This is a genomic window from Novosphingobium pokkalii, assembly GCF_014652855.1.
Lineage (GTDB): Bacteria > Pseudomonadota > Alphaproteobacteria > Sphingomonadales > Sphingomonadaceae > Novosphingobium > Novosphingobium pokkalii.
On the sequence record NZ_BMZP01000025.1, the window covers coordinates 37,673 to 49,814 of the forward strand.

At 61.4% G+C, this 12,142-nt stretch carries 11 protein-coding genes; 7 read left to right on the forward strand and 4 right to left on the reverse strand.

Annotated elements, in window-relative coordinates; translation table 11 throughout:
* From IE191_RS21185 to IE191_RS19090, 6 genes are all read left to right on the forward strand, one after another.
* A partial coding sequence (locus tag IE191_RS21185; RefSeq protein WP_229815665.1) for a hypothetical protein occupies window positions 1–196 on the forward strand: 196 nt, incomplete at its 5' end.
* 8 nt (window positions 197–204) lie between these two features.
* Window positions 205–726: a hypothetical protein gene (locus IE191_RS19070; RefSeq protein ID WP_191325967.1), complete on the forward strand. Its 522-nt coding sequence runs from the start codon at window positions 205–207 to the stop codon at window positions 724–726.
* A 62-nt stretch (window positions 727–788) separates the two neighbouring features.
* The gene (map, locus tag IE191_RS19075; protein ID WP_191325968.1) at window positions 789–1,619 is read left to right on the forward strand and encodes a type I methionyl aminopeptidase; all 831 of its coding nucleotides are present in this window, start codon (window positions 789–791) and stop codon (window positions 1,617–1,619) included.
* A gap of 443 nt (window positions 1,620–2,062) precedes the next feature.
* Window positions 2,063–2,401 (forward strand): P-II family nitrogen regulator, encoded by a 339-nt coding sequence (locus tag IE191_RS19080; protein ID WP_191325969.1) that lies wholly within the window; start codon window positions 2,063–2,065, stop codon window positions 2,399–2,401.
* A gap of 156 nt (window positions 2,402–2,557) precedes the next feature.
* On the forward strand, window positions 2,558–3,967 hold the full coding sequence (gene glnA, locus IE191_RS19085) for a type I glutamate--ammonia ligase (protein ID WP_191325970.1): 1,410 nt from the start codon (window positions 2,558–2,560) through the stop codon (window positions 3,965–3,967).
* A 218-nt stretch (window positions 3,968–4,185) separates the two neighbouring features.
* Complete coding sequence (locus tag IE191_RS19090; protein ID WP_191325971.1) at window positions 4,186–4,707, forward strand: CHAP domain-containing protein; 522 nt, start codon at window positions 4,186–4,188, stop codon at window positions 4,705–4,707.
* Window positions 4,708–4,788: 81 nt separating this feature from the next.
* Here IE191_RS19090 and IE191_RS19095 read toward each other — a convergent pair whose 3' ends face one another.
* Window positions 4,789–6,504 (reverse strand): alpha-glucosidase, encoded by a 1,716-nt coding sequence (locus IE191_RS19095; protein ID WP_191325972.1) that lies wholly within the window; start codon window positions 6,502–6,504, stop codon window positions 4,789–4,791.
* Between the two features lie 791 nt (window positions 6,505–7,295).
* On the opposite strand from IE191_RS19095, the gene IE191_RS19100 reads away from it, so the two are divergent.
* A complete protein-coding gene (locus IE191_RS19100) occupies window positions 7,296–8,366 on the forward strand; it encodes an alpha/beta hydrolase (protein WP_191325973.1) in 1,071 nt (356 codons plus the stop codon).
* A 714-nt stretch (window positions 8,367–9,080) separates the two neighbouring features.
* Here IE191_RS19100 and IE191_RS19105 read toward each other — a convergent pair.
* The 3 genes from IE191_RS19105 to IE191_RS19115 are packed head-to-tail and all read right to left on the reverse strand — an operon-like array spanning window position 9,081 to window position 11,778.
* Window positions 9,081–9,629, reverse strand: a complete 549-nt coding sequence (locus tag IE191_RS19105) for a hypothetical protein (protein ID WP_191325974.1) — start codon at window positions 9,627–9,629, stop codon at window positions 9,081–9,083.
* Between the two features lie 11 nt (window positions 9,630–9,640).
* Window positions 9,641–10,258 carry a C39 family peptidase gene (locus IE191_RS19110; RefSeq protein ID WP_191325975.1) on the reverse strand — a complete coding sequence of 206 codons (618 nt, stop codon included), beginning with the start codon at window positions 10,256–10,258 and terminating at the stop codon, window positions 9,641–9,643.
* Entirely contained in the window at window positions 10,255–11,778 is a 1,524-nt protein-coding gene (locus tag IE191_RS19115; RefSeq protein WP_191325976.1) for a FlxA-like family protein, read from the reverse strand. The genes IE191_RS19110 and IE191_RS19115 overlap by 4 nt, the downstream gene beginning before the upstream one ends.
* Between the last annotated feature and the right edge of the window lie 364 nt (window positions 11,779–12,142).

Below are 12,142 nucleotides of genomic sequence, written 5' to 3' on the forward strand. Positions count from 1 at the left end.
GTGCCAAATGGTTCACGCGGAGACGCAGAGACGCGGAGAAGAAAAAGAATACATCGCGCAGAGGCGCGGAGGCGCAGAGATTTTTTATCTCCGCGCCTCTGCGCCTCTGCGCGAAACAATTTTCGCCAGCTTTCTTTTTGAGATGCTTTCGGCTGTTTCGGAAACGCCAGTTGCAGTCATAGGTCAGGCTGCTTAGGGTCAGCCATGATCAAACTCGACGACCCGCGCTGGCAGGAACTTTCGCACGCTTACGGCAGCGCGGCCGACATTCCAGAACTGCTTCGCCAACTCGCTCACACGACAGGCCCGAAAACCGGATATGACAGCGAGCCGTGGTTCACGCTCTGGTCGAGCCTTTGTCACCAAGGCGACGTGTATGATGCGTCCTATGCGGCGCTACCACACATCGTCGAGATTGCCTGTAATGCGACGGGGGCCGTAGATTTCAGCTTTTTCCAATTGCCCGCCGCGATCGAGATTGCACGGGTTAGCGGGAAAGGCCCTCCTGTTCCGGCTGATCTCGCGCAGGCATATGGCGATGCCGTTCCACGCTTGGCGCGGTGCGTCGTGCAATACCTTCGCGAAGATTGGGACGAGCCGACGCTCCTATCCGTCATGTCCGCGCTAGCGGTTGCCAAGGGTCATTACCGTGTTGCCGAGGCCGTCATGAACCTCGACGATGATCTCATAGCAAAGCTGGTAGATCTTGATTTCTGCGACAGATGAGTGTCGCGACGCCCCCACGATCCAACCTCGCAATTTCGGCCCACCCGCGCTATCTAGGCGCGATGACCGACTATGTGACCGTTGACGACACCGAAACCGTCCTGCGCGACGGAACGATCAAGCTGCATGGACCGACAGGGTTCGAGGGCATGCGCAAGGCCGGGCGCCTCGCGGCCGAGATTCTCGATGCCGTGGCGCCACTGGTGCAGCCCGGCGTGACCACCGCGTCGATCGACGACGTGGTGCGCCAGATGACGCTGGACGCCGGCGCGGTGCCCGCCACGCTGGGTTATCGCGGCTATGCCCATTCCTGCTGCATCTCGATCAACCATGTGGTGTGCCACGGCATTCCTTCGGACAAGACGTTCAAGGACGGCGACATCGTCAATATCGACGTGACGCCGCTGCTCGATGGCTGGCATGGCGATTCCAGCCGCATGTACCTGGTGGGTGACGTGCCGCTCAAGGCGCGGCGCCTGGTCGACGTGACGTATGAGTGCCTGATGATCGGCATCGAGCAGGCCCGCCCCGGCGCGCGGCTGGGCGATATCGGCGCGGCGATCCAGGCCCATGCCGAAAAGCAGCGCTATGGCGTGGTCCGCGATTTCTGCGGCCATGGCCTGGGCCGCCTGTTTCATGACGCCCCCGAAGTCGTTCACGCCGCGCGCGCGGGCACCGGGCCGGAATTGAAGCCGGGCATGTTCTTCACCATCGAACCGATGATCAACCTCGGCAAGCCGGCGGTAAAGATCCTCGACGATGGCTGGACGGCGGTGACGCGCGACCGCTCGCTCTCGGCGCAGTTCGAGCATTCGATCGGCATTACCGAAGATGGCTGCGAAATCTTCACCACCAGCCCCAAGGGCTTGCACAAGCCGCCCTACGCAGCGTGATCATCTGATCCAAAATTCGTCCTCGACGAATTTTGAGTTCGGCACCGGCCCACTCCCGTCCCGAAGGCACCGAAAACGTCCGGGGGACGTTTTCGCTGAGGGGGCCGGCCTCCCACAGCGTACTATCGTTGGAGGCCGGTTGGGGGCGTGGGCCGGAGCCGAACGGGCGGCGGCGCTGCCCAAAAAACAGGCAAACCCTGCCTTTTATTTGAGCACTATTCCATCGTATTCGCGCAACAACCCGCATGATTTTGCACAGGGTTGGGTTGCATTCTTTCTTTCCCCGTGCATTTCCCGCTTTCGCCCCGGGCGGCAATGGCCTAGGGCAATGTGCTTAACAGTGGCACGATTCTTGTTAGGATCGGGGCCATGGACACGAGGAACGCGCATCGGCCCACACATTCGTGGCGTCGTGCGGCATCAGGTGCAGGGGTCAGGAACCGGTGAAGAAGATCGAAGCGATCATCAAACCCTTCAAGCTCGACGAAGTGAAGGAAGCGCTGCACGAAATCGGCGTTTCGGGCATCACCGTGACCGAGGCCAAGGGTTTCGGCCGCCAGAAGGGCCATACCGAGCTCTATCGCGGCGCCGAATATGTCGTCGATTTCCTGCCCAAGGTGAAGCTTGAAGTCGTCGTGAACGACGCGCTGGTCGACCGCGTGGTCGAGGCCGTGGCCGCCGCCGCGCAGACCGGCCGCATTGGCGACGGCAAGATCTTCGTGATCCCGATCGAAAGCGCGCTGCGCATCCGCACCGGCGAACGCGACAACGACGCGATCTGAACGAATTTCGCCGCAGTGCCCGGCCGCCCTTCCGCGTGGAGGACGGGCGAGCGGTGCGGCGGTGAAGCGGGGGTGGCCTTGGGACGGGCGGCCTCCTTTTCCAACCACCCCTGAAGCCCGCCCCGTGTTTTCGGCGGGCAAACAGAAGGACCAGCGATGGCAAGTGCAAAGGACATCCTCGCCCGTATCAAGGAAGAGGAAATCGAGTGGGTTGATCTCCGCTTCACCGACCCCAAGGGCAAGTGGCAGCACCTCACCATGGTGTCGTCGGTCTTGGGCGAAGACGAGCTGGAAGACGGCCTGATGTTCGACGGCTCGTCGATCGAAGGCTGGAAGGCCATCAACGAGTCGGACATGATCCTCAAGCCCGACCTCGACTCGGTCTATGTCGATCCGTTCTCGGCCACGCCGATGCTGATCATCAACTGCGACATCGTCGAACCCTCGACCGGCGAACTCTACGCTCGCGATCCGCGTTCGACCGCCAAGCGCGCCGAAGCCTTCCTCAAGACCACCGGCATCGGTGACACCATCTATGTCGGGCCGGAAGCCGAATTCTTCCTGTTCGACGACGTCAAGTTCTATGACGGCTATGATGGCAACGGCTTCAAGATCGACGACATCGAGCTGCCGACCAACACCGCCAAGGAATACGAAGCCGGCAACCTCGGCCACCGTCCGCGCGCCAAGGGTGGCTATTTCCCCGTGGCTCCGGTCGATAGCTGCGTCGACATCCGCGGCGAAATGGTCTCGACCATGCTGGAAATGGGCCTGCCCTGCGACAAGCACCACCACGAAGTGGCCGCCGCGCAGCACGAACTCGGCCTGACCTTCGGCACCCTGGTGCAGACGGCCGACCGCATGCAGATCTACAAGTACGTCGTGCAGCAGGTCGCGCAGGCCTATGGCAAGACGGCCACGTTCATGCCCAAGCCGATCATGAAGGACAACGGCTCGGGCATGCACACCCACATGTCGATCTGGTCGGAAGGCAAGCCGCTGTTTGCCGGCAACGGCTATGCCGGCCTGTCGGACATGTGCCTCTACTTCATCGGCGGCGTGATCAAGCACGCCAAGGCGCTCAACGCCTTCACCAACCCGACCACCAACAGCTACAAGCGCCTGGTGCCGGGCTATGAAGCCCCCGTGCTGCTGGCCTATTCGGCCCGCAACCGTTCGGCTTCGTGCCGCATCCCCTATGGCGCCGGCACCAAGGCCAAGCGCGTGGAATTCCGCTTCCCCGACGCGATGGCCAACCCCTACCTCGCCTATGCCGCGCTGCTGATGGCCGGTCTCGACGGGATCAAGAACAAGATCCACCCGGGCGAAGCCATGGACAAGAACCTCTACGATCTGCCGCCGGCCGAACTCGCCGCCGTGCCGACCGTGTGCGGTTCGCTGCGCGAAGCGCTGGACTCGCTGGCCGCTGACCACGACTTCCTGCTCGATGGCGGCGTGTTCACCAAGGACCAGATCGAAGCCTATATCGAACTCAAGTGGCCCGAAGTGCTGCGCTGGGAAACCACGCCGTCGGCCGTCGAGTTCGACATGTACTACAGCTCGTAAGAGCGTGTTGCAGGCGCTGCCCCGTGCAGCACCTGCCAGGATCGGCGCCCGGACCCTCGCGGTTCGGGCGCCTTTCTTTTGCGCGGCAGCGTCCGGGCATGCTGCGCTGCAAAAGTTATCCACAACCCAGATGAATGCAGGATAAACGGTTGGGCGCCAGCGGTGAACCGTGGGAACCCCGGGTTCCCGAATCCCGGCAATTCCCTAAGGTGCAGCCCATGCTTCGCACCATCCTCACCGCCCTGGCCGCTCTCGCTTCGCTTGCTGCACTGCCGAACGTGGCCCAGGCCCGGCTCCAGTGCGTGACCTATGCCCGCCAGGTTTCGGATGTGCAGCTTTCGGGCAACGCGCGCGATTGGTGGGGCAATGCCGCCGGCACCTATGCCCGTGGCCAGGAACCCAAGGCTGGTGCCGTGCTCGCCTTCCGCGCCTCGCGCGCCATGCCCTATGGCCACGTCGCGGTTGTCAGCAAGGTGGTCGATGCCCGCCACGTGATGATCAACCACGCCAACTGGTCGCGCCCCGGCATGGTCGAGCGCGGCGTGATGGCGGTGGACGTCTCGGCCGCTGGCGACTGGTCGGAAGTGCGCGTGTGGTACGGCCCGACCCAATCGCTGGGCATGCGCCCTTCCCCCGCCTTCGGCTTCATCTATCCCCACGGCGCCCCGGCCCCGCAGGCCGCCCCGGTCACCCAGACCGCCGCCATCGAACTGGCCATGGCGGACAAGGCCCAGGGCTGATCTCGCTCTCAGCCGGGCCAGCAATCAGGCACGAAGCAACAGACCGCCCTCACGGGGCGGTTTTTTGTTGCAACGCGCCCTTCACGGCCCGAACCGCACCAGTTGTGCAGCATAAGGCTCCAGCACCGGATCGACGACGTTCGGCGCACCCGTTGGCGTGCTCGCCATGACCAGCGCGCCAACGCGTGGGGCCTGCCCCGGCCAGCCGGTGATCTTGAGCGCCTGGCGCTCGCCGCTCATGTTGAGCAGCACGAGAATGCCCGCGCCCGAGGCACTGCGCCGCGCATAGGCCAGCACCTTGGGGTTGCCGCTCTCGAGCGGAACATAGGCGCCACTGCGCAAGGCAGGATCGGTCCGCCGCAATTGCAGCAGCCCGGTGTACCAGGCGAGCATCGAGCCCTTGTCCCCCTGCTGGCGCGCGGCATTGATCGTGGCGGCGTCGGGGTTGACCGGCAACCAGGGTAACCCCGTGGTAAAGCCTGCGCCCGGGCCATCGGTCCACTGCATGGGGGAGCGTTCGGGATCGCGCTTGTCGGCCACCTTGCGTTTGGGCCCGAGCGGGACATCCTTGAGCACATTGGCCGGCAAGTCGGCCATGCCCAGTTCCTCGCCGTAATACATCAGCGCGGTGCCACGCAGGGTCAGCGTCATCGCCGCAGTGATCTTGGCGATTGCCTCATCATGCACGCCATCGCCAAAGCGCGTGCGCTGGCGCGAGGTGTCGTGGTTGCTGAAGTGGAACACCGGTGGCAGGCCATCCAGCCCCAGTTCGGCCTCGTCGATCCGCGCCTTGAAGGTGGCCGCGTCCAAGCTGCTGACGTCCTTGTACAGGAAGTCCATCGGCAGGTTGATCTCGTCACCCTTCGCGCCATAGACCCGGCGCAAGTCCGCGATGGTGGAGATGGCGTTCTCGCCCAGCAGCACCCGTTCGCCGGGATAGCTGTCGACCAGCTTGCGCAGATCCTTCAGCGCCTCGCGCGTGGCGGGAAGATTGCTGTTGTAGGGCTTGAGACCAGCAGGCGGCCCGCCCTTCACGTCGGGGTCGTTGGGCCAGGCCGGATCCTCGAACAGATAGGGCGTGGCATCCAGGCGAAAGCCGCTGGCACCATGGTCCAGCCAGAAGCGGACCACCTCGTGCATGGCCTTGCGCAGGCCCGGATTGGCCCAGTTGAGATCGGGCTGCTCCTTGTAGAAGATATGGTAGTAATACTGGCCGGTGGCCTTGTCATAGGTCCAGGTCGAGCCGCCGAAGATCGACTCCCAGTTGGTCGGCGGGCCGCCATCGGGCGCCGGGTCTTTCCACACATACCAGTCGCGCCTGGGATTGCTGCGCGAAGAGCGGCTTTCCTTGAACCAGGCGTTCTGGTCGGACGAATGGTTGAGCACGAAATCGACCATGACGCGGATGCCACGCTTCTTCGCCTCGCGCGCCAGTTCGTCCCAATCGGCCATGGTGCCATATTCGGGCGAGACATTGGTATAGTCGGCCACGTCATAGCCGAAATCGACATTGGGCGAGGGAAAGAACGGCGTGAGCCAGATCGCGTCGACACCCAGCGCCTTCAGGTAGTCGAGCCGCTGTGTAACGCCCTTGAGGTCCCCGATCCCGTCACCATTGCTGTCCTGGAAGCTGCGCGGATAGATTTCATAGATCACCGCATGTGCCCACCACGGATCGGGCGTGGCCTTGGCCGTGGGCGCCGCCAGAGCCATGCCCGGCATCAATGCCAGCGTGGTAGCCAGCAAGGCCCCGCGCACGCGTCGTATCGTCCTGCTGCCCCGGTTCGCGATGCTCATGGCCTCTCCTGTCGTTGTATCTCGCGCACCAACGGCTCGCGCCGTTGTGAAACACGGACCTACGCCATCGGAAATCGATTGCAACCAGCAGCCGCCCGGTTTGCATGTGCAAATACTGGCAAAGCTGCCCGCATTGACCGGGGCAAGGCTACGCGTATGCAGCGGACCTGCAAGACAGCGTCAGGTTTTCGGGGATGATCACCGCTCTCTTTGCTTGGTAGGGGAAACGGGTTGAAGTTGGTAGCGGAGGAGGGAATGGCCAGCCAATCATACAAAATTAATTTTAATAGCAATATTGAATTCACTAGGAACACGTCACCCCCGAAAATACCTCCACTTTAACCATTCTCGACCAATCGCCCATTAATAACGCCGAATTGATACCGCATTTTCTCAATCGGCACAGCAGTCCAATCAAGACTTCTCTGTCATGTTTGGCCCATCATCGTAGATTAACGGATGACGTCCGCCCCACGAGTAGACCGCCCGCTTCCGACAGGCGCCAGCCCGTTCTCACCTGCCCCCATCGGCCAGCGAATAACGGCTTGTGTCTGCCCTTCGCCCGCGAACAAAGGCACGAATGGCAGGTTTTGGACAAACTGCTCAATAAGTGTGTCCCGGCGAGTTGTGTATAGATCACTACGCTTGAAGCCTTCCCGCATCGGCACCGACCACCGAATTCCTCTCGTATTTTATCCTGAGAACCAGCATTCTGCAGCCGGGATTATCGGGGGCAAGACGAAATGAGTTCGCATCCAACTAACCGACCGAGATATCAGGCTCTCACCGCATTGCTCGGTATCGTTGCCATGCTGGCAGGCTGCTATCGCCATAGTTTTCCTCAAGCCGCGACATTCCCGCATCCGTACACGTCGCCCGCCCCCGATCATGCCGAGTTGTTCGCAGATTCCAACGGAACCTTCTATCCGCCCGACTGGCAGAGCCGGTTCAAGATGAGATGGCGGACTCGCTGGCCAAGCGGAAGCCTACTCAATCAGGGCGTTCGCGATCCGGCGTTCCGAGCATGGGTGACCGCCGCACAAAAGCCGATGCTTGATTCTATTCGTACTTTCGGTAGCAATAAGCAGCGCATCTTCATCCTTGTTCACGGCTATAATAACACTGTCGCGGAGGCAGAACCGGCTTTTAAGGCGATCGAAGCGAAGCTCGATTTACGACCTGGCGACGGCGTCTTGCGCTTTTATTGGGACGGCTTGTCCGGCCAACTAATCGGCGGCGGCCGCATATGGTTCTGGGCGGTCGGCAACAGTCAACTTGTTGGGGTCAATGCGCTCCGACCCGTTCTCAACCAGTTTTCGGACAAGGAAATCTATCTTATCTCGCACAGCCGCGGTGCGTCAGTCATTCTCTCCGCGCTCGGCAATCCGGTCTATGATCCAAGCTTTGTTCGGCAAACCCAGGCCGTGGCGCAGGGCTGGGGCGCGGACCGACGGCTTTTGTGGCCTCACGTGCCGCTCGGTGAACATCATAATCGGCTCCATGTGCTTATGCTGGCACCGGCGGTCGATTGGATCGACTTTTGCGACCAGAGTCAGCAGCCGGCGCAAGCCAAGCCTTATGTCTGCGGCCAGTTCCGGACGTTCAGCCCGCAGCTCACCAGTCTGCGATACAGCATCAACGCCAAAGACCCAGTGCTGAACAAATTTGTCGGACTGTCGGCCCACTTTAATCCGACCCGGCTAGGCATCAAATCCGAGGCAGGCGAGCGCCTCGAGCGGATTTATCCGATCATGCGCCGCTACACCCTCGCCCCAATCAAGGACCATAGTTTCAAGACCTATGTCGCGAGCCCGCAATTCGATCAGATGCTAATTGACGAGATGGTCAGGCGCCAGAGATAAGAAAGACGCTCTCCCGAACGGATTGAGCAAGATCAGCACAATATGACCGCAGATCACGCAGTCTTCTGCGCTAAAAATTCGGCTATCAGCAATTGATAGGATCACGCCACTCGCGATTCACCGTGATTAATATTAATATATATTAAATAATATTCTATTTATTTAAATGGACTACATTTCTCTTAACTGTCACCTCCGACGTATTTATCGAACAGTATATCCGACGAGAAGCATCTATTCCGCATATGTCAGAATGCAATCGCAGAATGATTCATACCGGCCGTTCGCTGACCAGCATCATCACATCGCCGCACATCCCGCCGACAAGCGTCGATCTGGTCACGCACCGTCCGCCAGCGCTTCGAAGCCCTCCAAGCCTGCGCGGTTGTACGCACATAGTCGCGCGAGGCCACCCGCCGACGTTTCGGGTCCGTCTCGCTGATGGCATACAGGATCGCGACGATCAGCAGCGCGCGCACAAGCGCTGCGCGGTGGTTCTTCTCCCTTTCAGGGTGAACGGGCCCTGACACCTTGCAGAGCAGGGTCACTGCTGTGCTGCCGCCCGCAAAGGTTGCGAGCGATTGCGGCGTGGCAAACGCGCTTTGTCGCTTAGGAGTATGCGCAAGGTCGCCGCCATCGCCTGTGAAACGATGATCCGGGGGCACTCTGTTGCCGGATAGGGTGTGCCGATCACCCCCCATCTTCGACGATCAGTTACCCTCCTGAAGGCAGCTCGGTTGGTCGAGAATCCCGCCGCTTCTCGGCGCGCGCCACCGCCATCGTGATGAAGTCCTCGTCGCGCAGATCAGCGTGCTGACCCTGCAGACCGAAAAAACGATCTTTGGGACCGTGCAACCACAGGGCCTCCATATGAACCTGCGGCAGCCTGAGGATGCGCGGTTCATAGTCCCCAGTCGCTGTCGCCAGAAGCGCCTCGGCGCCAGAACCGACGTCGGCGACCGTCCGCGCAAGAGCCCCCTCGGCGATAGCGGCGAGCACCGGGCCGTCGTCGCTGGTGACATCGGCGATCTTACCAAGCGTCGCACCGTCGGCGAGCTGGACATAACGCCAGCCGGTCAGCGTCGCTTTCTCGAAGCGCCGCGCCAGTAGATCTTCGAGGGTCAGATTATAGAGGCCCAGCGCACCGATCGGTGCAGGCGGCGCGATGGTGAGCCCGAACAGGTCTGGCCGCTGGCTTCGGGTCAGCGCCCGCTCGGCGATCCTGCGGGCTTCCGGGGGATCCTGAACAATGCGGATCGGCATCTCTCTTACCCCTAAATGACCGGATAGACGTGCGACCATTTGCCGGCACCGTCATAGCCGCCCTTCGACAATTGCGCCGCGGTCACCGTGACGAGATGGTTGACTGACGCCTTCGATTCCGCCGGATCATAGACGAGCAGGCCTTGGTCCGACGCGCCGACGATCGCGAGAAAATGACCATCGCCGCTGCCGCTCCAGGCGATCCGGAAAGGCACTGGGCGCTTCTGCTTCAGATCAGCGCGCGCCTGCGTCTCGACTGCAGCGCCATCGGTGATGCTGGCGAATGTCGAACGCGACAAGCCCAGACAATCGAGCACCTCGTTCAGATAGCCGATCGTGTCATTGGCGATCCTTGGCGGGCAGGTCGGCGGCTGCAGCTTTTCTGCGACTTGGGGACATCCCGTAACGCCGCCATAGAGCCCTGCGATCGTGCATTGCGATTGCTTTGCGCCGCGCACGGCATCGACGCCGGCGGCGACCGCTGCCCAGCACCAATTGTCGAGCGCCTGCGATTGCAGTGGGAAGCCCGCCAGCGGCGTGGCCTTAGCCGCGCCGCCGCCGGGAAAGTTGAGCACCGTCGTTAGCGAACGGGCTGGCGCCTTGGGCGCCATGAAGGCGGGCAGGCTCATGGCTTCGTCGCCAAGGCGTCGAGCAGCTCCTTGCGCTGCTTCTGCAATTGCAGCAGCGCGATTTGCGCGTTCAGTTGATCGACCTCGCTATTATGTTCGGTCGTCGCCGGATCGGCTGCGGCTGCCTGGAGTTTCGCCAGTTCCGCCTGCTTGTTCAGAATATCGATCTGGCTCTGGATCGCAGCCAAGCTGGCAGTCTGGTCCGCCGTGACCTTCGCGGCGGCCGCGGTTGCATCGGCCGCATTTTGCGCTTTGAGATCCTTCGCGATCGACCCGATCTGGGTGGCGGCATCAGCAATGACGCCGGTGGCCTTTTCAATGGGCGCGCTCTTGGCCTCATATTTGAAGGTCAGCATATTGCCCGTCTTCGAGAAGGTCGCCGAGAAGTTGTTATCCTCACCCCAGCCATTCCGGAGCGGTAGCACCATCATCCGGCCGAATTGCGGGACGGACACCGCTTCGGTGACTAGGGGCTTGGGGTCGGCACCGCAGGCCAGAGGTGCAGGATTGCGGCAGACTTTGAAAATGCCGGGCGCCGGCGTGCGATAGGCAAAGCCGGCATCGACGCTGATCGCGCGGCAACTCACCTCGCTCTTGGGATCGCACGGTGTCGTGGCGACCGCTGGCGTCAAGGCCGCCGCGACAGCCATTGAGGCGATCTCCTTGTCGATCTGGGCACCATTGGCGTCGGGGTTGGCGACGAGCTTGGAGAACCATGCGCGCCCGCTCGTCGCGAGCAGCATCTTTGGCGCAACCGGGCCAGTCGCGTCGGGATAGCGCCACTCGATCGCGAAAGTCAGTCGCTTGGCGGCCGCATCGGCTTGCTTTTGAAAGGCTGCGAGCTTCGCGTCGAGTGCCTTGCTGGCAGCGAGGTCAGCGGCCGCCGCTTTCTTCTCGGAGAGCGTCAGAATTCCGAGTTGGGCCTTGGTCGTGTAGAGCGCGATGCGGTCCTTGGTCGCTTGGATTTGATCGGGAAGGGCTGCGATGCCCTTCCTGGCGAGCTCGCTTGCCTGCACCACGGCGTCGAGACCGTCTGCGCAGGCCAATGGCACAGGCCTGACCTCATCCGGCTTGCCGCCGCCACCGGGGGCACCAACAGCCATCCGGGCGATGGCGACACCCGCCTTCAACACATTGGCAGCGATTTCGGGGCCCTTGTCGGTCGCCGACGCATTGATCGATTTGACCAAGCGCGTGTCATCCCAGAACTCGATATTGAAGCTGGTTGTTTTGAATTTAGCTGCCAGCGTCGAATAGGAAACGACCCGCGCCTCGCCTTCTATCGTCGATCCTGTGGCCGTGACGTCGAGGTGAAGGGGCAGCAAGCCCTCATCGTTCGGCGTGCAACTCGTCAGCGTGTAAGTGCCGGTGACGACATATTGCAGCATAGGAAGCCGATATTCGATCCCCTCCGGAGCAAAGCCATCTTGTAGTGAGGGTGCAGTCCGCGACGTGAGAGTCGTCGTGCAGGCGGAGAGGCCAAAGGCAACAATCGTCAGAATGGAAACTGCGCGCAGCATCGCTTTCCCCCCGGACACGATATTCAGTAACATTCATTCTTCGTGGTCGAATCTCAACCAACATGGCGGAATAAGCGCCAATGCCAGGGTCAGTTCTGCCATAAACCAAGTAATCGTGCAACCGAATCGTTCACCGAATAAAGAGAAACCACTTTATGGATTGCTCTGCCACCTGAAAACTGGATCGGTTTGAGCTAGAGTTTTCGGCCTCAGATTTCCTTGGCTGGGCAAGGAGGCGTGGCATGAAGGCATCGAAGTTCACGGACGCGCAGAAGGCGTTCGTCATCAAGCAGGGTGAGGAAGTGAGGTGGTGCCGTTTTTCTGGACAGGGTGATAAGCTCAGCCTGACCTGAGGAACGGACTG